Below are 23,998 nucleotides of genomic sequence, written 5' to 3' on the forward strand. Positions count from 1 at the left end.
CCGCGGACAGTAGCAGCCTGCGGACCGGCCAGAACGTCATAGGTGCGCCGCGGCACCCGTGCTCCTCGCGCCTTCCCGGTCTCACCCGGTCTCACCCGGGCGATACTCGGCCCAGTAGACGGTGGTGTCCCGGTAGCGCTGCACCCGGATCACGTCGAAGCCAGGGGGCCAGCAGTCCTCACCGTCGGGCGGCGACCGCTCGATGATCACCAGGCCACCGTCGCCGACCCAACCGCCCGCGGCCAGCGCCGCCATCTCCGACCGCAGCTGCGCGTCGGTGACCGCGTACGGGGGATCGACCAGCACCAGGTCGGCGCGCACCGCAGCGGGGCAGGCCAGTGCCTTGGCGACGGTGGCGTGCCGCACCGTGCCACCGAGACCGACCTCGGCGACATTGCGCCGGAGGATCGCCACAGCCTTGCGATCCTCCTCCACGAAGTAGACATCGGCTGCACCGCGCGACAGCGCCTCCAGGCCCAGCGCACCCGAACCCGCGTACAGGTCGAGCACCGTGGCGTCGACCACCTCCCCGGCCGCCTCCAGCGCGTTGAACAGCGACTCCCTGACGCGTTCCGTCGTCGGTCTCGTCCCGCGTTGCGGCACCCGCAATCGGCGGCCCCGAGCCGTTCCGGACACGATCCTGGCCACGCCGATACCCTCCCGTCTCCGTACGTGCCCGTACCCGCCTGCACACAGCGGTACGCCCCGGGGGAACAGCCAACCCCCGCCTGCTCCCGCGATGCGCAGCCTTCAGCGTATTCTCGGTTCCTTCGGGCGCTACGAGCGAGTTCGCAAGGAGAAGCGCGTGTCGGAATCCTGGGTGGTCCGCTCGGAGATCGCCAGCGAGCAAACGCATGTCGACAGGGTGTATGCCCGGGTCGACGAGCTGCGCCGCCAGGCGGAGGACATGCGCGACCGCGGGTATGAGCTGGGACACGGCGCGCAACGCGAAGCGGTGTTCGAGCAGGCGTCGATGCTGTTCGAACGCGACGTGATGGTCTCGCACGCGAACCACACGCTGCACACGCTCGACGCCGAGTCCGAAGGGCTCGTCTTCGGCAGGCTGGACACCTCCGCGGGCGAGACGATCCACGTCGGACGGCTGGGCATCCGCGACGGCGACTTCGACAACCTGGTCACCGACTGGCGTGCCGACGCAGCGGCACCCTTCTACCAGGCCAGCGCCGAGGAGCCGATGGGCATGATCCGGCGCCGGGCCATCCAGTGCACCGGCCGCACCGTGACCGGTATCGACGACGACGTCCTCATGCCGCACGCGGTACCGCAGGACCTGCGCGTCGTCGGGGAAGGCGCGCTGCTGACCGCGCTCGCCGAGGCCCGAGGCGACCACATGCGCGACATCGTCCGCACCATCCAGCGCGAGCAGGACGCGATCATCCGCGCGCCGTGGCGTGGCGTCACCGAGATCACCGGTGGGCCGGGAACCGGGAAGACAGCGGTGGCACTCCACCGGGCGGCTTACCTGCTGTACCGGTACCGCAAACGGATCGGCGGCGGCGGTGTCCTGGTGGTCGGCCCATCGGCCGCGTTCGTCGGTTACATCTCGCGGGTGCTGCCCGCGATGGGCGAGACCAGCGTCGAGTTGCGCGCGCTCGGTGAGGTACTCGACGGGTACACCGCCTGTCGAGCCGACCAGCCGCAGCTCGCCGCGCTCAAGGGATCGGTGCGGATGCGCACGGTCCTGCGGCGCGCTGTCCGCGACACCCCGCCCGGGGTTCCCGATCAGTTACGCATCGTGTACCAGGGGGAGGTCCTCACCCTGGATGCCGGGCAGCTCGAAGCGGTGCGCGGCCGGGTACTCGCGAGAGGCGCGCAGCCCAACCGGTGCCGCGTGCACGCCGCCGAGGCCCTGCTCGAGGCACTCGCCACCGCGGCGCCGTCCCATTCGGCCGACGGTAGACCGATCGAAAGGACGCGCCTGATCGCCGAGCTCGGCGAGCGGCTGGAGTTCCACCGCTTCCTGGTCACCTGGTGGCCGGTACTGCGCCCGGCGGAGGTGCTCCGCTGGCTCGGTGACGAGCGACGGCTCGCGCGAGCGGCCGGACGGACGTTGGACCGCGAGGAGGTCGCGGAGCTCGCCGCCTCGCTTGCCTGCGGCGAAACGGGCTACTCGCCTGCCGACATCGCCCTGCTCGACGAGATCCGCGCGCTGGTTGGACGTCCGAGGCGCGACAGGCAGGCGCACCGGTACCCGGCGGATCACGGCGAGCCGCGACGGCAGCGCCGAGCGCTGCCGGAACACTACGACGAGTACAGTCACGTGATCGTCGACGAGGCGCAGGATTTGTCCCCGATGCAGTGGCGCATGATCGGCCGTCGGGGACGGTCAGCCAGCTGGACGATCGTGGGCGATCCGGCGCAGTCCTCGTGGGTGTCGACCGGAAAGTCGAGCGGGGCGGACGAGGTGGCGGCTGCGCGCGCGGAGGCGCTCGGCAGCCAACCCGCGAGCAGGCACTTCACCCTCCGCACCAACTACCGCAACCCGGCCGAGATCTTCGCGCTGGCCGCGACCGTGGTCACCGGACACGCCGATGGCGTGGACGGCGCGGACCTGCCGGAGGCGGTGCGCCGAACCGGTATCCGGCCACGGATCACCGCCGTCGACCCGGCCTCGCTCGAGGGCGACGTCCGCGCGGCGGCGGTGGAGATGCTCGAGCTCGTCGATGGCACCGTCGCGGTGCTCGGCGCCGTCGCGCGGGTGGCCGAGCTCGACAAGTTCCTGCACGGTGTCCCCCGCGATCGCCTCACGGTCGCGGGCAGCGTCGACTGCAAAGGGCTGGAGTACGACGCCGTGGTACTGGTCGAGCCGGGCGAGATCGTGACGGAGTCGCCCGCGGGCAGGCGCATGCTGTACGTCGCCACGTCGCGGGCGACGCACCGGCTCACGGTGCTGGCCTCCGACCCGGATCGCTGGCGCCCGGCCTGAGCTGCCTGCTCACTCGCCAGGAACGGCCACCCTGGTGCGGGTGGCGCGGCCACGCAGGGCGACCACGTCGTACTCCCGCCAACGTTCCCGCTCGTCGTCGCTTGCCCGTTCCACGACCGACATCGCGGCCGCGACGTGGCCGGGCAGTCCCTTCGCGAGCTCGGTGAGCCGTGCCGCCATGTTCACGGGATCGCCGATGACCGTGTACTCCAACCTGCTCTCCGCGCCGACGTTGCCCGCGACGGCCTGTCCCCCTGCCACTCCGATCCCGACGGAGAACTCCGGTACCTCCCTGGCCAGTCGGGTCATGGTCGCTCGTGCCGCGGCCAGCGCCTTACCGGAAGCGTTCGTCACGGGCGAGGGCGCGCCGAAGATCGCGAGTGCCGCGTCGCCCTGGAACTTGTTCACGAACCCGTCGTGGGAGTGCACCTCGTCGACGACCACGGTGAAGAAGCGGTTGAGCACCTCAACCACCTCGGTGGGCGGCCGGGTCTGCGCGATCTGGGTCGAGCCTGCCACATCGACGAACAGCACCACTACGTCGCGCACCTCGCCGCCGAGCTGCAGCTGCCGGGACAGCGCTGCCCTGGCGACCTCCTCGCCGACGTGCTTGCCGAACAGATCCCTGATCCGTTCCCGTTCCCGCAGCCCGGCGACCATTCGGTTCATGCTGGCCTGTAGCTCGCCGAGCTCGGTGCCGTCGAACACCACCACCTCGGTGTCGAGGTCACCTTGCTCCACCCTGGCCAGCGCGGCACGCACGGTCCGGATCGGGGCGGTGGTGGCACGGGTGTTGAGCACGGTGAGCACGAATCCCGACACCAGCGAAACCAACCCGAGCGCGAGCACGGTCACCACGAGCTGCAGCTGATCGATACCGGGCTGGAACAGCGTCAGCAGCGCGACCACCATCAGGACGAGGATGGGCACCGCCGAACCGACCGCCCAGAACACCAGCGTCCGGATCGTCACCCCGAGGGCCAGTCTGCGCGGCGGGGGGCCGTCGGCCAGCGCGCGTGCCGCGATCGGGCGCAGCGAGAACTCGCTGAGCAAGTACGCGTTGGCGCAGGTGACGGTACCGCTGAGTAGGATGCTCAATGCCACCTTCGGCACCACATCGGGTTGCACGAAGGCATACAGCACCGTGAACAGCAGGAACCCACCCAGCCACAACACGGCCTGCATGAACGTCAGCTCAGCAGGCAGCCGCAACGTGGCCCTTCGCTGGTACTCGTCGAGCTCCGAGCCCTCGGTGGCCCACCGCACCACCCGCAGTCCCCTGGCGATGCCCCATGCGGTGCCGCCGATCAACGCGACCGCGATATAGGTGGGCACCGCAACGAAGTTGACGAGCACCAGGTCCCGGACGAATACACTCGGGCCGGGGATCACCACGGTGACCAGGGCGATAGACACCGCGGCCCCGACTGCGTTGGCGGCCAGCAGCGAGCCGATGAGCAGGATCCGGACACGCAGTCGCAGCCTGCGACCGTGCTCGATATCGGAGCCGAGCAACCACGAGCCGAGCGGGCGCTCCCTGAGCACCCTGTCGTCTCGCGTAACCCAACCCAGCACGTCAGCCCTTTGTCCGGTTTCCTGACTCCAGCTTCCCGGCAGGCTACTCGACAACGACGAGCAGATCGCCGCCCTCGACCTGCTGGACCTGGTTGATCGCCACGCGGCTCACCCTGCCAGCCGTCGCCGCGGTGATGGCCGCCTCCATCTTCATCGCCTCGATGGTCGCGACCGTGCCACCCTCGGCCACCGTGTCACCTTCGGCGACCGAGAGCGTGACCACCCCTGCAAAGGGAGCGGCCACATGCCGGGGGTTCGACTTGTCGGCCTTCTCCGCGGCGGGTAGCTCGGAGGTCACGGAATGGTCCCGCACCTGGATCGGGCGCAACTGACCGTTCAGCGTGGCCATGACGGTACGCATACCGCGCTCGTCGGCCTCGCCGATGGCCTCGAGTTCGATGAGCAGCCGCACGCCCGGCTCGAGATCCACCGCGTACTCCTCGCCGGGACGCAGGCCGTAGAAGAAGTCCTTGCTGGCCAGCACGCTGGTGTCGCCGTAAGCGTTGCGGTGCTCGGCATACTCGCGCGCAGGCCCCGGGAACAGCAGCCGGCTGAGGGTGTCGCGACGCCGTTCGGTCAGCCCTTCCCTGTCCTCATCGGACAGTTCGGTGATGCCGGGGGTCGCCGCGCGCCTGCCCTCCAACGCCTTGCTGCGCAACGGTTCCGGCCAGCCACCCGGCGGGTCGCCCAGCTCGCCACGCAGGAAGCCGATCACCGATTCCGGGATGTCGTATCGGTTCGGCTCGGCCTCGAAGGCTTCCGGGCGCACCCCCGCTCCGACCAGGTGCAACGCCAGGTCGCCGACCACCTTCGACGAAGGGGTGACCTTCACCAGCCGCCCGAGCATGCGATCGGCAGCGGCGTACATCGCCTCGATCTCCTCGAATCGGTCACCAAGGCCGAGTGCGGTGGCCTGGGTGCGCAGGTTGGACAGCTGCCCACCGGGAATCTCGTGGTGGTACACCCGCCCTGTCGGCGAGGACAGTCCCGCCTCGAACGGACCGTAGACCTTGCGCACCATCTCCCAGTACGGCTCGAGGTCGCTCACCGCCTGGAGATCGACGCCGGTCGGTCGATCCGAGTGATCGGTGGCGGCGACGATCGCCGACAGCGAGGGTTGCGAGGTGGTTCCCGCCATCGAGGCCACGGCGCCATCGATGGCGTCGGCGCCCGCCTGCACCGCGGCCAGGTACGTGGCCAGCTGGCCGCCCGCGGTGTCGTGGGTGTGGATGTGCACCGGCAGATCGAACTCGGCACGCAGCGCAGAGACGAGCCGCGCCGCGGCAGGGGCACGGAGCAGGCCAGCCATATCCTTGATCGCCAGCACGTGCGCCCCCGCATCGACGATCTGCTCAGCGAGCTTGAGGTAGTAGTCGAGGGTGTAGAGCTGCTCACTGGGTTCGGACAGATCCGAGGTGTAGCACAGCGCCACCTCGGCGATCGAGGTGCCTGTCTCGCGCACGGCATCGATGGCCGGGCGCATCTGCTCCACATCGTTGAGGGCGTCGAAGATGCGGAAGATATCGATCCCACTTGCGCTGGCTTCCTCGACGAACGCTGACGTCACCTCGGTGGAGTACGGCGTGTAGCCGACCGTGTTGCGGCCCCTCAGCAGCATCTGCAGGCAGATATTGGGTACCGCCTCGCGCAGCGCGTCCAGCCGTTCCCACGGATCCTCGGCCAGAAAGCGCAACGCGACGTCGTAGGTGGCGCCGCCCCAGCACTCCAGCGAGAGCAGCTCCGGCGCGGTGTGTGCCACCACCGGTGCCACCTGCACCAGGTCCTTGGTACGCACGCGGGTGGCCAACAGCGACTGATGTGCGTCACGGAACGTGGTGTCGGTCAGTCCCAGCCGCGGCGACTGCCGGAGCCACTGCGCGAAACCCTCCGGGCCCAGCTCGGTCAGCTTCTGCTTGGATCCCGACGGCGGCTCCCCATCGGGGACGGCAGGCAGCTTGGTCACCGGGTCAAGCACCCTCGGGCGCTGCCCGTTGGGTTTATTGACCGTGACGTCCGCCAGGTAGGTCAGCAGCTTCGTCCCCCTGTCCGCCGAGTGCCGCGCGGTAAGCAGGTACGGCCGTTCCTCGATGAACGAGGTGGTCACCCGGCCAGCCTGGAAGTCGGGATCGTCCAACACAGCGCGCAGGAACGGAATGTTGGTCGCCACACCGCGAATCCGGAACTCGGCGACCGCGCGGCGGGCTCTGGCCACCGCGGTGTCGAAGTCGCGGCCGCGGCAGGTGAGCTTGACCAACATGGAATCGAAGTGCGCGCTGATCTCGGTGCCGGAGAAGGCGGTACCGCCGTCCAGCCGGATACCGGACCCGCCAGGCGATCGGTAGGCGCTGATCATCCCGGTGTCCGGCCGGAACTCGTTGGCGGGATCCTCCGTGGTGATGCGGCACTGCAACGCCGCGCCACGCAGGTAGATCGTCTCCTGTGACAATCCGAGGTCGGTCAGCGTCTGCCCAGCGGCGACCCGCAGCTGCGCGGCCACCAGGTCCACGTCGGTGACCTCCTCGGTCACCGTGTGCTCCACCTGGATACGGGGGTTCATCTCGATGAACACGTGCCTGCCGTGCTCGTCGACGAGGAACTCGACAGTCCCCGCGTTGCGGTACCCGATCTGCCTGGCGAAGCGGACCGCGTCGCCGCAGATCCGTTCCCGAAGCTCGGGGTCCAGGTTCGGCGCCGGGGCCAGCTCGATCACTTTCTGATGCCGCCGCTGCACCGAGCAGTCCCGCTCGAACAGGTGCACCACATTACCCTCGCCGTCGGCCAGCACCTGCACCTCGATGTGGCGGGGGTTGACCACGGCCTGCTCGATGAACACGGCGGGGTCGCCGAAGGCGGACTCCGCCTCGCGGGAGGCCGCCTCGATCGCCTCACGCAGGTGCCCGCGTTCGGTCACGCGACGCATGCCGCGGCCGCCGCCACCCGCGACGGCCTTGACGAACACCGGGAACCCGATGCGCTCGGCCTCGGCGGCGAGCTCGTCGATATCGTCGGTGGCCCGCGAGGACTCCAGCACGGGGATCCCGGCCTCGCGGGCGGCGGCCACGGCACGCGACTTGTTGCCAGCCATCTCCAGGATCTCGGCTGGCGGCCCAACAAAGGTGATACCCGCCTGCTGGCAGGCTCGAGGGAGGTCGGGGTTCTCCGACAGGAAACCGTAGCCCGGATACACCGCATCGGCACCGGAGGTGCGGGCGGCGCGGACGATCTCGTCGACGGACAGGTACGCCCGTACCGGGTGCCCCGGCGCGCCGATCTGGTGTGACTCGTCGGCCTTGAGCCGGTGCAGCGAGTTCCTGTCCTCGTACGGGAACACCGCGACCGTTCCCGCTCCCAGTTCGTAGCCCGCACGGAACGCGCGGATCGCGATCTCGCCGCGGTTGGCGACGAGCACCTTACGGAACATCCCGATCCTTCCTGCCGTCCTGATCTGAATCGGTTCTGCGTCGATTCTGCACGCTACCGGCTCCGCCATCGTGGCGGAACGGTGAGCATGTTCATCTCGGCGTTGCCCGGCGTCATCACCCGGGACGTCGGCACCGGGCATCGCCAGCCTGCCATGCTCAGGTCTTTTCCAGGAACTCGGCGCGCTCCGGACCGACCAGGTCGGTGACCAGCCGGGCCAGACCGAGGTGCTCGCCAAGCGACGGGTCGGCCTCGACGATCACCTGCGCGTGCTCCCGCGCCTCGGCGATGATCTCCTCGTCCCGCAGCAACGAGAGCAGCTTCAGCCCGGAGCGGTTGCCGGACTGCGCCGCTCCCAGGATGTCCCCCTCCTTACGCAGCTCCAGATCGAGACGGGAGAGCCGGAAGCCGTCGGTGGTCGAGGCGACGGCATCCAGCCGCTGCCGCGCCTTGGTTCCTTCAACGGCCTCGGTCACCAGCAGGCACAACCCGGGGACGGAGCCCCTACCCACGCGGCCACGGAGCTGGTGGAGCTGGCTGACACCGAACCGGTCGGCGTCGGCGATCAGCATGACGGTGGCGCTCGGCACGTCCACTCCGACCTCGACGACGGTGGTCGCCACCAGCACGTCCAGCGAACCGGCCGCGAAGCGGCGCATCGTGTGGTCCTTGTCCTCCGGCGGCATCTTGCCGTGCAGCGTGCCGATCCGCAGGCCCGCCAGCTGATCGGCGGCCAGTTGCTCGGCGAGCTCCAACACCGCGATCGGCGGGCGTTTGCCCCCGCTGTCGGCCGCCGGTTCGTCGCCGATGCGCGGGCAGACGATGTAGGCCTGGTTGCCCGCCGCCACCTCCTCTCGCACTCGCTGCCACGCCCGCTCCAGCCAGGCGGGTTTCTCCGCGGCGGGCACCACCGCGGTACTGATCGGCGATCGGCCTGCAGGCAGCTCGTCGAGCACCGAGACCTCCAGGTCGCCGTAGACCGTCATGGCGACCGTGCGGGGGATCGGCGTCGCCGTCATCACCAGCACGTGCGGGCTCGTGAGATCGGCGGCACGGTTGCGTAGCGCGTCACGCTGCTCCACGCCGAAACGGTGCTGCTCGTCGACGACGACCAGCCCGAGGTCGGCGAACGACACGTGATCCTGGATGAGCGCGTGCGTGCCGACCACGATCCCGGCCTCGCCACTGGCCGCCTCCAGCAGTGCCTGCTTGCGCTGCTTGGCCGGCAGCGATCCGGTCACCAACGTGACCTTCGTAGCCTGCTCGCTCGCACCCAGCTCACCCGCATTGCCGAGATCGCCGAGCAGTTCCCGGAGCGAGCGCGCATGCTGCGCGGCCAGCACCTCGGTCGGGGCCAGCATCGCTGCCTGCTTTCCGGCGTCGACCGCCTGGAGCATGGCCCGCAACGCCACCACCGTCTTCCCGCTGCCGACCTCACCCTGCAGGAGCCGGTTCATGGGGTGCTCGGTCGCCAAGTCCGCCGCGATGGCCTTGCCGAGGGAGCGCTGCCCCTCCGTCAGTGTGAACGGCAACCGGTCGTCGAAGGAGTCAAGCAGCCCACCGGCCATCGGAGGGCAGCTCGGCCCGGTGCGCGCCACAGCGGATGCCCGCCGCTCGGCGAAGACCAGCTGCACGGCCAGCGCCTCGTCCCATTTCAGCCGGTGCCGCGCCCGGTCCAGCGCCTCCCAGTCCGGCGGACGGTGGATGTCGTGCAGCGCGGTGGCCAGCTCTACCAGCCCGTGCCGCGCGCGGATTCTGGCGGGCAACGGGTCCTCGCCGAGATCGGCGCCGGTCAGCACCTGTTGCACGCACCGGTCGATCGTCCACGAGGGCAGCCCTTCGGCCGCCGGGTACACCGGGATGATCTCGGCGACGAACTCGTCGACCGCGCTCCCGGCGTCGGCGGCGTCGTTGTCGAACAGCTCGAACTCGGGATGGGCGAGCTGCAGCCGGTTGCGGTAAGCGGTGACCTTACCCGCGAACAGACCGCTCACCCCGGGACGTAGCCGCGTGGCGAGGTACCGAGTCTTGTTGAAGAAAGCGCAGGTCAGCTCCCTGGTCCCGTCGGTGATTCGGATCTCGAGGATATGGCCCTTGCGCGAGCGCATCTGCCGTCTGGTGGCGTCGACGATCCTGGCCAACACCGTGACGTGCTCGCCGATCTCCAGCCCGGCGATGTCGGTCAGCTGGCCTCGCTCGGCGTAGCGCCGGGGGTAGTGACGCAGGAGATCCCCGACGGTCTCGATACCGAGGGAGCCTGCCAGCGGCGCGGCCGATTTCGCCCCGATCAATGGTGTCAGCTCGTCGCCCAAGCCACTCACCGTCTACTCCACCCCAATCGTGAGGACGCTGTCGACCTGACCCCCGCGATAAGCCACGATCTCGACCTCCGGGTGCGCGGTACGCAGCCGCTCGGTGATGTCTGCGTCGATGCCCTCCGGCGCGCGGGCGCCGAGCAGCAGCGTGACCAGTTCGCCGCCGACGCCGAGCATGCGTTCCAGCACCACCATCGCCGCATCGGCCAGCACCGACAGCTCGTCGTCCGGGGGTTGGATGTGCACGACCTCATCATCGACGAAGCCGACGACATCCCCGGCATTGACGCGCCCGACCCAGGTGATCGCGTCCTGCGTGGCGATGGCCAGCTCGCCTCGATGGGTGGCGGCAGCCGCCTCGGCCATCGCAACCACATCGTCGCCCGCGCGGCGCGTACCGTCGTGCACCGCCAGCGCGGAGAGCACCTGAACGGGCGAGGAACACGGCACGACAACGACTTCCTTGTCCAGTTCCCCGTCCGGGTCCTCGACGGCCCGCTCGGCGAGCCCGGTGAGCTCGCTTCCGGCGGGAAGCACCGCGATGTGGGACGCGACGATTCGGTGCACCAGTTGCCGGATCCGCTCGGTGCTCGGCAGCTCGCCCCCGTGTACCGCGAGCACCCGGGCACCGACCTGGCTACACAGCCTGGCCAGGTCATCTCCCTCGACGACGGCCAGTACGGCGCGCTCGCGCGCGGGCGCCTGCTGCCCGGCAGGCGACGCGACGCGTTGCGCGGGCGCGGCCAGCGACTCCACCCGCACCTGCCGTGGTCGTCCCGCTGCCAGCCCGGCCTCGAGCGCGGCACCGATGTCGTGGCAGTGGACGTGCACGGCGTGGCAACCCGCACCGTCCCCGGCCACCGTCACGCAGTCACCGATGGCGCTGAGCGCGTCGCGGAGCACGTGCAGCGCGCTGTCGTCGACCTCGTCGAGGAGGTACATCACCTCCCATGGCTGCGAGCTCGTCCTGACGGCCTGCGGTGCGCTGCGGCCAGGGGCGACGGCGAACTCGGGGCGCCCGTGGGCGGGTTCACCGGTGACCACGGCGGCGAGCTCGTCGAGGATCGCCAGCACACCCCGACCACCCGCATCGATGACGCCTGCCTCGGCGAGTATCGCGAGCTGGCGGGGCGTGCGCTCCAGCGCATCGGCCGCGGCGCGTACCGCGGCGGGCACGATCCGCTCGAGCGAGCCCGCCCGGCGGCCCTCGTCCTCGGCACCGCGCCGGGCGGCGCGCAACACGGTCAACATGGTGCCGTCGACCGGCCGTGCCACCGCCTCCGTGGCCAACCGGTCCGCCGCGACCAGCCCGCTGGTCAACGACGAACCGTCCACGGCGTCGCAGGTGTGGCAGGCCTCTGCCAGGCCTCGGAGTGCCTGCGACAGGATCACCCCGGAGTTACCACGCGCAGCGGCGATCGCCCCTCGGGCGAGTGCTGCCAGTGCCGGGCCCACCGCCTCGGGCCGGGACCGGGTCAGCGTGTCGTACGCGCCGTTGACGGTGTGCAGCAGGTTCGACCCGGTATCCGAGTCAGCGACCGGGTAGACGTTGATGCTGTCGATCTCAGCGCGCAGGCCCTCCAGGCTACGCACACATGCCGCAGCCCACGCGGACACCTCGGCGACACGCAACGCCTGCATCCCTACCTCGACTCGTCGTGTTGCTCACCGTGCCTGCGTTCCCCGCACCCGGGTCGCGCCCCGCGAACACCCAGACCGGTACTGACCTTATCGACCCGGTTGTGGCGGCTCCATCGGCACCGGCTACGCTGGGCACGCTGCCTGGCGCGTTCAGGCCTGTTCATTTCCGTGACCTTTTGAAGGAGTGTTCGACGTGGCTGCCGTGTGCGACGTCTGTGGTAAGGGGCCGGGCTTCGGCAAGCAGGTCTCACACTCGCACCGGCGTACCAACCGCCGGTGGAACCCGAACATCCAAACCGTGCACGTGAAGTCCGACCGCTTCAACAAGAAGCGCATCAACGCGTGCACCTCCTGCATCAAGGGGGGCAAGGTCCCCCAGGGCTGAGACGCCGCACAGCAGTACGGCCCGGGATGATTCGATCCCGGGCCGTACTGCTGTGCGGGTCAGCCCGTGCGGAACGGTTACGTTTCCAGGTGCCGGTCGATCCGGCGCACCTTCGCCTCGAGCTGCCCCTCGTAGCCGGGCCGGATGTCGGCCTTGAGAACCAGCCCCACCCGTGGTGAGCGCTCGCACACCACGTCGACAGCGCTTTTGATCACGGCCATCACATCGTCCCACTCACCTTCGACGTTGGTGAACATCGCGTTGGTCTCGTACGGCAACCCCGACTCCCGCACCACGCGGACCGCCTCGGCCACCGCCTCGCCGACGCCGCCGTCCTCGTCGGCCACACCCGGGCTAATGCTGAACGCTACGATCATGCGTTCACTCTGCCAGGAGCGACGGCATGGTGGGCAGGAGTGACCGAACGGGGTGGCTGCGGAACCACATGCTGTGCTGGTCGTTCCGACCCTCGCCTGGCATGCGTTCTGCGCCGCCCAGCGCTGAGCCGTTCCCGTCGCGCGCCTGGACGAGCGAGCACCACCTAATCAACACCACTCTCTGGTAACGATTGTGTATCGAACGCATATTCGTTATACTGTGCTTTGTGACACAGTTCGTGGAAGCTGCTCATCCAGCCGGGATGCTGTTCCTGCCTGCCGATCATGTGCCGCCCGCGCGACCACCATCCGCGACCTCGTGGCCGTCCGCGACGCCGAATGCACCGCCCCCGGCTGCCACCGCCCCGCCCACAGCTGCGACTTCGACCACCTCACCGAATGGCAACACCACGGGGAAACCAGCACCGCCAACGGCGGCGCCAAATGCCAACACCACCACACGCTGAAAGGCGTACCCGGCTGGAGCATTCACACCGACCCCGCCGCAGGCACCACCGCCATCACCACCCCGACCGGACGCACCTACACCGAAACCCGACGGAGACCGGAGAAGCCACCCGACGGGTCATCCACACCCGACCGTCCCTCCAGCGGCCCACCCGACGACGACATCCCACCCTTCTGAGTGGACAGCGGTGCTCATCCTGCCGTGCTGTTGCCATCGAGCCAGGCGGTGATCTCCTCGGTGTGCTCACCCAACCGCGGCGGCCGCGTACGGTACTCCGGCGGGGTGCTCGCCAGGCCGATCGGGTTCGCTACGAACTCGTCATCCCCCTCCCCGTCGCCGATCCGGACGCGTGGCGCGAGGCCGAGCTCCTCCGCGAGCGCGAACGCCCCGGCCATGTCGTTCACCGGGCCACACGGCACGCAGGCCGGAGTCAGCACGTCGAACCACTCCCTGGCAGTGCGCCGCCGCAACTCGCCGGAAAGCAACTCGCTGAGCTCCTCGACGTGGCCGACACGGTCGCGGTTGGTGGCGAACCTGCGGTCCCCGGCGAGCTCCGGCCTGCCCAGCGCCTCGCACAGCGCCGCGAACTGCCGGTCGTTGCCGACCGCTACCACCATCGGTGTATCCGCCGTGGGCAGCACCTCGTAGGGGGCGATAGAGGGGTGTCGGTTGCCCAGGATACCGGGAACCGCACCGGCGAGCGTGTAACCGCCACTTTGATTGACCATGCTCGACAGCAGCGAGGTCAGCAGGTTCACCTCGACGAGCTGACCCTCGCCCGTGACGTCCCGTTGGCGCAGCGCGGCGAATATCCCGGTCACCGCGTGGAGGCCGGTGAGCACGTCCACCACGGCCACCCCGGTCTTGACCGGCTGCCCGGGTTCCTGGCCCGTCACGCTCATCAGTCCGCCCACCGCCTGCACCAGCAGGTCGTAGCCGGGTAGCGAGGCACCCTCACCGGACCCGAATCCGGTGATCGAGCAGTACACCGCCGCGGGGTTGCGTGCCCGCACCTCCTCGTAGGACAGGCCGTACTTCGCCATCGTGCCCGGCCGGAAGTTCTCCACCACGACGTCCGCCCGCCGCGCCAGCTCGGCGGCCCGCCGCCTCCCGTCGGGGTCCTGCAGGTCAAGCGCGAGCGAGCGCTTGTTGCGGTTGACCGACAGGAAGTAGGTCGCCTCGCCATCGGCGAACGGCGGCCCCCAGCTTCGTGTCTCGTCTCCCCGTTCGGGGTGTTCGACCTTGATCACATCGGCGCCCATGTCGGCCAACAGCATGGTGGCGTACGGGGCCGCGAGCACCCTGGAGAAATCCGCGACAACGACATCCGACAGTGCAGCCATCACGCCATCCCATCAGACGCCGGCCCGCTCCCGGCAGTCCTGTCATCGCCGCGGGATAGACCGCAGCGCGCCGAGCAGCACCATCAGTGCCAACCCGCTGCCCAGCGCCACCAGTGCCGGTACGGCGTAGGGAGATCCAAGGGGGTATTCCCGATCGTGCGGGCCGGGCCGCTGGCCGGCCTCTGGTTCCGGGGGAGGCGACGCCTCCTGATCGTCCGTGATGCCCTCCTCCGGGGCGGTTGTGCCGGTGGCAGGCATGTCCCCCCGGGTTTCCGGTGCGCGCTCTGGTGTGCCGGTGTCCGCGGGTTCCTCCCTTCCGGAGCCCGTCTCGCCGGTCGCCCCGCCGGTGTCGTGCTGCCGCCACTGCCGCACCAACGCCTCGGCGTGACGTGTAGCGGCCGTGGCATCCAGCCTGCCATGGCGGGTGCCGCTCAACGTCCGCCCTGACTCCCGCATGCTCCGCAGGATCGACGTGCGCCCGGCATCGGGTACCCGCGCCGCCAGCAACGCAGCGGTGCCAGCGACGTGCGGCGCGGCCATCGACGTGCCCTGCCTGAGCTCGTACTCCTGCCCGGGAACGGTCGAGAGCACGCAGCTGGCCTCCCGGCAGGTCGCGGCACCACCGGCGCCCGAGTAGCCACCGGGCGCGGCCAGGTCCACCGTGCTACCTCGCGCGGAGTACGGCGCGAGCTCGCCGTCCGGACCGGTCGCGGCGACCACGATGGCGACGTCGGCGTAGTCGGGCGCCGCGGGCAGCCCGGTGTTTCCCGCGGCGAAGACCACCACGACCCCGGCGCGGGCCGCGTGCCGCACCGCGTCGGAGATCGCGGGGCTGTCGAACACCCCGGGCACCAGGTTCGCCACCGATAGGTTGATCACATCCGCACCATGCCGTGTGGCGTGGCGGATACCGGCAGCAACGTCCCGCGCGTCACCTGCGCAGCCTGCGTGCCGGTCGTGCGAAAGCGCCTGGATCGCCAGCAGCTCGGACTGCGGGGCCACTCCGTAACCGCGCGACGCGATCGTGCCAGCCACGTGTGTGCCGTGGGTGCACCGGTCCCGCCGCTGCTCAGCCTCGCGGCACCGGCCGCCCTCGCCCACGCATCTCGCCTGCCCCGCCACCCGGCCACGCAGGTCCGGGTGCTCGGTGTCGATCCAGGTGTCGACCACGGCGACCGTGACGCCTTCGCCGTGCCTGCCCGGCTGCTGCGCCCCGGGAACCGCGGCCTGCTCGAAGTTCCAGGTACGCGGCTGGTCCCCCGTGGCGGCACCGCCAGGCTGTGGGACGGCGAGCCCCAGCAGCAACAGCACCGCCGCCGTGGCGAGCCGTACCACCACCCGGGACCTGCCGCGACGGTGTGCGGGAACCGTACAGGCACCGGTCGATACCGCCACCACGAACCTCCCGGATCCATCGCCCCTCTGCCTGCTCAACGACCGCTCCGGCGACCGCGTCACGACACCGTCCCGAGCGGCGTACGCGCCTCGCGCGTTCGGTAACTCCCCGTATCGATCGAGTGATGTGGCGCGGCGTCGCGGCGATGCCGCGTGATGGAAGATGGGGGTTGCTCGTTTACTGGACAGCGGCTTCGGTAACGGGAGGTACAGCCGGTGGGTCGACAAGCAGGTACGCGGGTCGGGCACTGATCCGCTCACTCGACATGGACGCCGTGAGGCAGCTGGCGGAACGCTACGACGTGGGTGAGGTTCTCGGCGCGGGAGCCGTCACCGAGGTCTTTCGCGGGCGCGATACGCGGCTCGATCGCCCGGTGGCGATCAAGTTCCTTCGGCACGAGCTCGCCGCGGATGCGGCAGCGTGCGAACTGTTCCGCCGCGAGGTACTGCACGCCGCGGCGCTGAACCACCCCGCTGTCGTGGCCGTGTACGACTCCGGGACGGCCGAGACCGGGGGCGGCACCGTGCCGTACGTGGTGACCGAGTATGTCGAGGGCGTGACGCTGCGGGCACGCCTGGCCGAGGGTGGCCCGCTCCAGCCACAACAGGCACTGAAAATCATCGCCGATGTGTGCGTCGCGCTGGACGTCGCCCACCGCACGGACATGACCCACGGACGCCTCACGCCGGGCAACGTCATGCTCACGACCGCGGGCGCGGTCAAGGTGACCGATATCGGTCACGGCAAGGTGGCGCACCGCAACGCCGCGGGAGACGAACCGGGCGGCACGCATGCCGATGTCCGAGGCATCGGCATGTTGCTCTACGAGCTCCTCACCGGCCACCCGCCGCACGGGACGCACAGCACCCACCCGCATCTCGCGGGCCGCCGAACACCGGCACCGCCCTCGGCGTGGAACCCGGCCCTGCCCCACGAGCTCGATGCGGTGACCCTCACCGCACTGGACATCCACCCGGACAGCGGCTACGCATCGGCGCTCGCCGTACGGGCCGATGTGCTGCGGGTGCTGGCGGGCAGGCCGCCAGCGGCGCTCACCGCGCCCGCCGCGATGGCCGACACCGGTACCACCGAGGCCACCGGTACCGCGGACGCCTCCGACGCTACCGACGAGGAGTGGCGCGAACGGGGCAGGCGGCGTAACCGCATGCTCCTGGTCCTCGCCGCGGTAGCCGTCGCGGCGGGCGCGTTCGCCCTCTGGTTGGGCGGGTTCTTCGACCGGGGCGTGCGCGTCGCCACGGTCCCCCCCGTGGTCGGGCAGGAGTATCACTCGGCAGAGCGCAGCTTGCGCGACGCCGGCTTCCACGACTTCCAGCGCGGCTCCGTGCCGTGTTGGGCGCAGGCCTACGGGGAGGCTCCCCCGTGCTCGCCCGACGACGCGGGCACCGTGGTGGACATCCAGCCAGAGCAGGGCAGCAGCCACCCGGTCAGCACCCCGATTCACCTCGAGGTCGGGCGGCCGCCCCAGACACTGGCTATGCCCGATCTGACCGGCATGAGCGTCGACGAGGCCGAGGAGATCATCGACGAGCACGACCTGCTGCTGGAGCCGGCCACAGACGAGGTCGACAACAACGACCCCGAGCGCGCCGGCCAGGTCGCAGGCCATACCCCGGACCCCCGCACGAACACCGAGCAGGGCGCGGTGGTCACGCTCCAGGTTTACGGCGAGCCCGAAATGATCGAGGTCCCCGATTACGTCGGCCACACCTACGCGCTCGCCCGTACCGGCCTGGAGGCGGCCGGGTTCGAGGTCCTCCGCACCGACGTCGAGTCGGACGAACCCGAGAACGCCGTGGTCGGCCAGTCGCCACGAAGCGGCGAGGCGGTACGGGGTTCGGAGGTGACGCTCCGGGTCTCCACCGGCCCGGACGAGGAGGCGTTCACGATGCCGGACGTGGTCGGCATGACCGAGAGCGAGGCACGCTCCGCCCTCGACGGGACCGCGCATACCGGTGATGTATCGATACGGCGGCGGACCGTCACCGACCGCGAGGAGCACGGCAGGGTCACCGCCACGCTGCCACGTGCGGGACGCGACATCGACGCCGACGACCCCGTCACGCTCTACCTCGGCGAGTACCGGTCAGCCGATGACGATGGCGAGCCAACCCCCACGGGAACCACGGGCGAGGACGCCAGCGGCACCCGCGATACCGATCAACAGGAAGAAGAGGATGACCAGGACGGCCAGGAGGGCGCCGAGCCCGGCAACGCGGACGCCCAGCAGGACGCGAGCGATAACAGCTCCGACGGTTCCCGCGAACCCCCCGGTGACTCTGGTGGAGCCTAGTCCTTGCCCGGCGGCCCCGCAGCACTCCCATGAGCGCGATCCCGCCGTGTAGCGAGCGGGATCGCGCTCGGGGTGGTCACGGCTCCCAGTGGTCGAGCATCTCCGCGAAGGTCTCGAAGGCGGGCTTGGAGTATCCGTAGGGAGCTTCCAGGTGGATACTCAGAGGGAAGCCGAGGTCGTGCACCCCGTCGATCACGCGCTTGTAGAGGTCGACGAGTGCCCGCTTACGCTCGGCGAAGGAACGCTGCGCGAGATCGGCCACGAACTCCTGCTCACGGGCGACCGCGTCGTTGCCGGGATCCTGGATGAGCCAGTCGATCAGCTTCGCCCGGCTCTCCACCGACGGGACGAAGCCGAAGGACAGCAGGATCTCCGGGCGGTGGGGCGTCTGCTTGGCGAAATCGGTCAGGAAATCGACTATGGCCTCGGAGTACAGCAGCTGCGTCATAGCGTAGGTCGCGCCACGCTCGCACTTGAAGTTGAACCGGCCCTGCTCGCCCTCCCGAGTCGGGATCAGGATCACGCCGCGGTTGTCCACGACGTCCTGGAACTGGCTCAGCGCGTCCGTGGGCGCTACCCCGGGGCCTTCACCGTCGACCATGGTGCGCGGCACCCCGACGAACGTGACGCCATCCATGCCTGCATCGACCAGGTTCTGGAGGCGCTCGGTCAGCTGCTGCTTCTCGTGGAAGGCTGTGACCTGCGTGCAGAGACCGCGCACGTCCCCGATCTCGGGCCGGACGGTGTTCCAGAAGTCGAGGGTGTCCATCTTCTGCTTGATCTCGACCGGCCGGTCGTCGTCCTCGGGGATGATCCCGGGGATCATGAGATGCTTGATGCGCTCGGTCATCCCGGTCGCGCGGGCGTTCTCGGCCACTTTCCGGCCTTCGGCGACGGCGGCATCCACGCCCCCGTCGAGGTCCGGCGGCACGAGCTCGAGTGCGATGGTGTTCATGTCGTACTCAGGTTTCCCTCCTGTCGACAATGCTCGTTCTGTCGACGTCGATCACGGCAGAGTTCACCAAACGCTGCAGGAAGCCTATCGCAAGATCAGGCGGCGACAACGCTGTCGGCGAAGAGCGGGCGGGAACCACTGCGCAGAAATCGTAACGCGCACCGGTTCCCGGAACTACGCTGAACGGCGGATTCTCCGGCATGCCTCTTGCGCGAGGAGCCATCCGCGGACCTAGCCGATGACCTCGAACGACGCGCGACCCCTCTGCTCGAGCGACCGCCTTAACCAGCGATGACGCACCGTGAAGAATCGTGCGGTGACACTCGTCACCCGACCCGCGGTACGGACGAATTCGGAACGAATTCTCCGGACACCCGTGACAGTTCTCACCGCGAAAAACACATTACGGAACGCGTTGCGCGATAAGAAATCGCGATACATGCGCAACCGTTGCCCATGACGCACCGGGTCCGGCGCGCTCGCCCGTGCCACAGCGCGACGGGAGTCGGGATCAGACCTATACTGGTATCCGGGCCCCGTTCACCGCGCCCGAGCTCTCCTCGCACAGGAACGAGATCACCCTGGCGATCTCCTCAGGCGGCGTCCAGCCACTCCGGTCGGCGTCCGGTTGCGCGGCACGGTTGCCTGGCGTGTCGATCATGCCGGGCAACACGGCGTTGGCCCTGACACCCCGCTTGCCGTACTCGACGGCGAGCGTGTCGACCAGCGCAAGCACCGCCGCTTTGGAGGTGACGTAGCCTGCGCCACCGCGGAACGGCTTGAGCGCGGCCTTGCTGGATACGCACACGATCGCGCCCCCTCCCGCGTCCAGCAGGTGCGGCAGCGCCGCCTGCGAGACCAGGTACGTCGGCCGGACGTTCAGCCGCATCTGCTGGTCGAACTCGGTGATCGGGGTCTCGTGCAGGGTGCCTCCCATGGCGAACCCACCCACGAGATTGACCACCGCCCGCAGCGGGGCAGCCGCCTGCGATGCCGCGCGCTCCGCTGCCACCGCCGCCTGCGACTCCTCGAACAGATCGGCCTCGACGAACTCCAGCCGGGGGTGATCGTCGAGCCGGGCACGGTGTTCCTCACTGATCCACGGCACGACGACCCGCCATCCCTGGTCGAGCATGGTCCGTGTCACCGCGGTGCCCAGCCCACCGGTGCCCCCGGTGACCAGCGCCGTCCTGCTCATCGCCGAACCTCCTCGCATCGTGGTGCGTGCCGGGACGGGCCCGTATGCCTGCCCGGCCGATCATCCGGGACACCTCCGGCACGCGCCACCGAGGGGGTACGGCGTCAGTTCATCCCCAGCGCCGCGCGCGCCGCCGCCGGGTCGGCGACGCCGAGCGCCAGCGTGGCCGAGTGCCCCAGCTCGACCGGTGCGATGAACTCCAGGTTGATGTCCACGTCCGCGAGCCGCCTGGTGAGCCTGTCCAGCTCGCCGGGCTGGTTGGCCGCGCCCACCGTGATGCACGGGCAGCTACGGTAGCTGATGCCCGCCTCGTCGAGAGCCGCGCGAGCCGTATCCTCGTCGCTGGTGATCAGGCCGAACGCACCCTGCTCCCCCGCGCCGAAACCGGCCACCGTGTCGATGTTGACACCGTGCTTGCCCAGTATCGCGCTCACCCGGGCGAGCTCACCGGGCCGGTTGGGCACGTCGAAAATGAAAGCCTCCATGGCTACCTCCCGTGGAGTGGACCCCCAGTTTCCTCCTCCCACCGCGGTGTGTCGACATCCGGAAGGGGGAGGCGCCGATCCTGCCAACCGCGCCACCACGCGAGCCACCGCGGTGCGCCGCTCGGTCAGCCGCTCGACGGCCTAACGTCGCCGCAGGAACCAGCTTACGGTGCGCGGGATCCGGCGCTAGTGCATCCATTGTGCTCATGTGAGCTCGTGGCGCTCCGCTCGCCCGTCGGGGTCGGACTCGCGTATATCGTGTGCGGTCAACGCCGCGAACAGCACCCGCATCCCGTCCGGCCTGGTCGGATCCTGACCCGTGAGCTTGGCGATGCGGCGGAGCCGGTAAACGAGCGTATTGGGGTGCACGTGCAGCGCCGCGGCCGCCCTGCGACGATTGCCGTTGGTCTCCAGCGCCACCCGTAGTGTCCGCACCAGGTCGGGATGTGACTCCAGTGCGGACAGCAACCCGACAAGGCGATCGCTGGCAGTGCCGGGGCGTGCGAGCTGCACTTCGAGCAGCAGATCGTCCAGCTCGTACAGGCCTGGCGGTCGACCGAGGCGGGAGGCCACCTGCAACACATCTCGCACCTCCTCCGCCGCACGCGGGACGGCTTCGGCTGTACCGGCCACCGAGGCCGCCGCCGTCACCGGCGCGCCGACGATCCGCCCCAGATCGTCGACGAACCCTCGCAGCTCCGTCACCGTTACCCGCGGGTCGCTTGGTGAGCACGGCACCAGTGCCGTACCGCCCCGCTTGCCGAGCTCGCTCAACACGGTCGAGCCGAACGCCTCGTCGAACGCCGCGCGGATCCGCCTCCGCCACACCAGTATCGACCTTCCGGTCAGCGGTACCGACGGGGGAGCGACGCACCACCCGACAACAACGTAGCTGCCGGTCACACCGACGCCCGCACGCGCGGCCAGCGCGTCGGTGGGCTCCCCGGCAAGCAGGGCGGCCACCAGCTCCCGCCGCGCCTCCCCCACCTCACCCTGCAGGTGCCGATCCTCGTCGAGATACGTATCCGTGGCCGCGGCCACCGCGTACTGCAACTGCCGCGTCATCGGCTCGACAAGGCGCAGCAGCTGGGGCAGCTCCGGCGCATCCGCGCGGTCACGGATGCGTTCCCAGGCCACACGCGCACCGATGAAGTACGCGCTGAACACCTCGGCGGGTGCGGGGCGCTCGTCCACCCGCGCCATCACCCGGCGTAGCGGCCCCGCCAGCTGCTCAGTGCGCAGCTGGTCGCCCTGCAACGCGTCGAGCACCAGCGCTAGCGTTTCGTGGACCGCGTCGCCGACCTCGGTGGCCACCACATCGCGCGGCAGCGCACGAAACGACGGCAGTGACTCGACGATCTCCTCGACCACTCGGGCGCTCAGCTCCGGCAGCTCGACCCGGACACGGTCGACCAGCTGGGCGTGGTGCGACTTGTCCATCACACGCTCCGGATCCCTCGACGGCACGCGCGGGTGGCATCGCACGGTACCCGATCCACGCGAGATCACAACCACCGTCCGATGACCTGTGCCGGTGCACAACCCTGGACCGGCGAACGTTGGTCCGCTGACGCACAGACATCCAGCCGCAGGCCGATCCATGCTTACGTCATCACGATGTGAGGAGCTGATCCCATGACCGCATCTGACCGGTTACGTCCCCGCCGTCCGCGCGGCTACTTCCTGCGCGCCGCGGTAGCGGTGGTGGCTACCGCCGTGGCGGCGGCCACCGCCACGGCCGTTCCCCAAGCATCGGCCGTCTCCGCCGAGGCCAAGCCCGTGATCTTCGTGCACGGCTTCAAGGGCAGCACCAAGACCGACTGGAGCGTGATGGCCGAGGAGTTCCGCGACAACGGTTACACCTCGCTGTGGGAGTTCACCTACAGCTCGACGAAGTCGAACCGGACCATCGCCGAGGAGTTCTCCGAGGCCGTCGATTACGTGAAGTCCGAGACCGGCGCCGAGCGGGTCGGGGTCGTCACCCACTCCATGGGTGGCCTCAACACGCGCTGGTACCTGAAGTTCCTCGGCGGGACCGACAACGTCAGCTCGTGGGTCTCCCTCGGCGGGCCGAATCACGGCACCAACTGGGCTTACGGCTGCTTCTACACCGCCTGTTTCGAGATGCGTCCCGGATCGAACTTCCTCACCACCCTCAATGAGGGAGACGAGACGCCCGGCCCCGTCGACTACGGCACCTGGTGGTCACCCTGCGACGGGATCATCGATCCCACCGACAGCGTGCTGCTGGACGGCGCGAAGAACACCAAGACCGAGTGCATCGGCCACAACGAACTACCCCGTGACGAAGTCGTAGCGGGGCAGGTCGTCGACTTCGTCAGCTAACGAGGTGCCCGTGTCGGGCGGCGCCTGACCGCGCGAGGCGGTTGGGGCACCATGGTCCCGCGATCCCGTGAACCACGAACCGGGAGGGACATGGATGATCGAGTGCTCGCGCTGCGCCACGGTGTTCGAACCCACCCGCACCAGGTGGCTGTGCCCGATGTGCAAGTGGAAGGAATCCTGCTGCGAGGGGGAGGCCCAGCCCGGGGGCGACCGCGCCGAGACTGTTGCCTCGGGACGGCTCCGTGAGAGCGCACGCGATCGCTGAGGCGTGCGGCGCCGCCCGTCGGTCGCGTACCGTCTCCGGCGTCACTGCCCCATCGCGGCCGGATCCATGTACATGACCTCCCAGAGGTGGCCATCGAGATCGGCGAAGCTCCTGCCGTACATGCCCGGCATCTCCATCGGCTCGTTGGACGGCGCTCCCCCGCTGGCCAGCGCCGTGTCGACCAGGGTGTCGACCTGCTCCCTGTGCTCGGCCGACAGCGCGATGATCGCCTCGGTGTGGGAGGTGGTGTCGCAGATCGACTTCTTGGTGAAACCGTCGAAGAAGTCCCGGACCAGCAGCATGACGAAGGCGTCCTGGCCGACGATCATGCAGGTGGCGTTCTCGTCGGTGAAGTTCGGATCGAAGGTGAAACCGAGCGCGGTGAAGAATTCCACCGACTTGGTCAGGTCGGCGACAGGCAGGTTGACGAACATCTTCCTCGACATCTTGTGCTCCTTGTGCTCCTTGTCAGCGGTAGAAAGCGTGTGCCTCACCCAGGTAGACTCCACGCGCTCACGGAACTCATCGGCCGCGCAGGCTGGACATCATCCGGCCTGGTGACCGGCGCTC

18 protein-coding genes are annotated in these 23,998 nt (G+C 69.5%); 5 read left to right on the forward strand and 13 right to left on the reverse strand.

Translation table 11 applies throughout. From position 1 onward, the window contains the following. Window positions 1–81: 81 nt before the first annotated feature. Window positions 82–648, reverse strand: coding sequence for a 16S rRNA (guanine(966)-N(2))-methyltransferase RsmD (gene rsmD, locus F8178_RS10325; RefSeq protein WP_317494497.1), 567 nt, complete (start codon window positions 646–648; stop codon window positions 82–84). 157 nt (window positions 649–805) lie between these two features. On the opposite strand from rsmD, the gene F8178_RS10330 reads away from it, so the two are divergent. Further along, window positions 806–2,947, forward strand: a complete 2,142-nt coding sequence (locus tag F8178_RS10330) for a UvrD-helicase domain-containing protein (protein ID WP_317494498.1) — start codon at window positions 806–808, stop codon at window positions 2,945–2,947. Between the two features lie 9 nt (window positions 2,948–2,956). On the opposite strand, the gene F8178_RS10335 is transcribed toward F8178_RS10330, so the two are convergent. The 4 genes from F8178_RS10335 to F8178_RS10350 form a co-directional block, all read right to left on the reverse strand. After that, a complete protein-coding gene (locus F8178_RS10335; protein ID WP_317494499.1) occupies window positions 2,957–4,522 on the reverse strand; it encodes an adenylate/guanylate cyclase domain-containing protein in 1,566 nt (521 codons plus the stop codon). Between the two features lie 43 nt (window positions 4,523–4,565). Continuing rightward, complete coding sequence (locus F8178_RS10340; RefSeq protein WP_317494500.1) at window positions 4,566–7,943, reverse strand: pyruvate carboxylase; 3,378 nt, start codon at window positions 7,941–7,943, stop codon at window positions 4,566–4,568. Between the two features lie 157 nt (window positions 7,944–8,100). Beyond that, entirely contained in the window at window positions 8,101–10,263 is a 2,163-nt protein-coding gene (gene recG / locus F8178_RS10345) for an ATP-dependent DNA helicase RecG (protein WP_317494501.1), read from the reverse strand. A 3-nt stretch (window positions 10,264–10,266) separates the two neighbouring features. Then, window positions 10,267–11,898 (reverse strand): DAK2 domain-containing protein, encoded by a 1,632-nt coding sequence (locus tag F8178_RS10350; protein WP_317494502.1) that lies wholly within the window; start codon window positions 11,896–11,898, stop codon window positions 10,267–10,269. A 193-nt stretch (window positions 11,899–12,091) separates the two neighbouring features. On the opposite strand from F8178_RS10350, the gene rpmB reads away from it, so the two are divergent. Further along, on the forward strand, window positions 12,092–12,283 hold the full coding sequence (rpmB, locus tag F8178_RS10355; protein WP_317494503.1) for a 50S ribosomal protein L28: 192 nt from the start codon (window positions 12,092–12,094) through the stop codon (window positions 12,281–12,283). Between the two features lie 77 nt (window positions 12,284–12,360). On the opposite strand, the gene F8178_RS10360 is transcribed toward rpmB, so the two are convergent. Beyond that, window positions 12,361–12,660, reverse strand: coding sequence for a thiamine-binding protein (locus F8178_RS10360; protein WP_317494504.1), 300 nt, complete (start codon window positions 12,658–12,660; stop codon window positions 12,361–12,363). A gap of 319 nt (window positions 12,661–12,979) precedes the next feature. Here F8178_RS10360 and F8178_RS10365 point away from each other — a divergent pair, with 319 nt between their 5' ends. Beyond that, window positions 12,980–13,306, forward strand: a complete 327-nt coding sequence (locus F8178_RS10365) for an HNH endonuclease signature motif containing protein (protein ID WP_317494505.1) — start codon at window positions 12,980–12,982, stop codon at window positions 13,304–13,306. Window positions 13,307–13,320: 14 nt separating this feature from the next. Here the strand turns inward: F8178_RS10365 and F8178_RS10370 are convergent, their stop codons facing one another. Both F8178_RS10370 and F8178_RS10375 read right to left on the reverse strand, forming a co-directional pair. Further along, a complete protein-coding gene (locus tag F8178_RS10370) occupies window positions 13,321–14,472 on the reverse strand; it encodes a CoA transferase (RefSeq protein WP_317494506.1) in 1,152 nt (383 codons plus the stop codon). Window positions 14,473–14,514: 42 nt separating this feature from the next. Then, window positions 14,515–15,867, reverse strand: a complete 1,353-nt coding sequence (locus F8178_RS10375; protein ID WP_317494507.1) for a S8 family serine peptidase — start codon at window positions 15,865–15,867, stop codon at window positions 14,515–14,517. 266 nt (window positions 15,868–16,133) lie between these two features. Between F8178_RS10375 and F8178_RS10380 the strand changes: the two genes are divergently transcribed. Further along, entirely contained in the window at window positions 16,134–18,179 is a 2,046-nt protein-coding gene (locus F8178_RS10380; RefSeq protein ID WP_317494508.1) for a PASTA domain-containing protein, read from the forward strand. Window positions 18,180–18,255: 76 nt separating this feature from the next. On the opposite strand, the gene F8178_RS10385 is transcribed toward F8178_RS10380, so the two are convergent. The 4 genes from F8178_RS10385 to F8178_RS10400 all read right to left on the reverse strand — a co-directional run bounded on the left by F8178_RS10385 (window position 18,256) and on the right by F8178_RS10400 (window position 22,257). Continuing rightward, on the reverse strand, window positions 18,256–19,134 hold the full coding sequence (locus tag F8178_RS10385; protein ID WP_317494509.1) for a mycobacterial-type methylenetetrahydrofolate reductase: 879 nt from the start codon (window positions 19,132–19,134) through the stop codon (window positions 18,256–18,258). A gap of 517 nt (window positions 19,135–19,651) precedes the next feature. Next, on the reverse strand, window positions 19,652–20,332 hold the full coding sequence (locus tag F8178_RS10390) for an SDR family NAD(P)-dependent oxidoreductase (protein WP_317494510.1): 681 nt from the start codon (window positions 20,330–20,332) through the stop codon (window positions 19,652–19,654). Between the two features lie 104 nt (window positions 20,333–20,436). Continuing rightward, window positions 20,437–20,817, reverse strand: a complete 381-nt coding sequence (locus F8178_RS10395; RefSeq protein WP_317494511.1) for an ACT domain-containing protein — start codon at window positions 20,815–20,817, stop codon at window positions 20,437–20,439. 204 nt (window positions 20,818–21,021) lie between these two features. After that, window positions 21,022–22,257 (reverse strand): helix-turn-helix domain-containing protein, encoded by a 1,236-nt coding sequence (locus F8178_RS10400; protein ID WP_317494512.1) that lies wholly within the window; start codon window positions 22,255–22,257, stop codon window positions 21,022–21,024. 195 nt (window positions 22,258–22,452) lie between these two features. Here F8178_RS10400 and F8178_RS10405 point away from each other — a divergent pair, with 195 nt between their 5' ends. Further along, complete coding sequence (locus F8178_RS10405; RefSeq protein ID WP_317494513.1) at window positions 22,453–23,163, forward strand: alpha/beta fold hydrolase; 711 nt, start codon at window positions 22,453–22,455, stop codon at window positions 23,161–23,163. 306 nt (window positions 23,164–23,469) lie between these two features. Here the strand turns inward: F8178_RS10405 and F8178_RS10410 are convergent, their stop codons facing one another. Continuing rightward, window positions 23,470–23,874, reverse strand: a complete 405-nt coding sequence (locus F8178_RS10410; protein WP_317494514.1) for a VOC family protein — start codon at window positions 23,872–23,874, stop codon at window positions 23,470–23,472. Between the last annotated feature and the right edge of the window lie 124 nt (window positions 23,875–23,998).

Origin of the sequence: Haloechinothrix sp. LS1_15, from assembly GCF_033042135.1 — a bacterium.
GTDB lineage: Bacteria > Actinomycetota > Actinomycetes > Mycobacteriales > Pseudonocardiaceae > Haloechinothrix.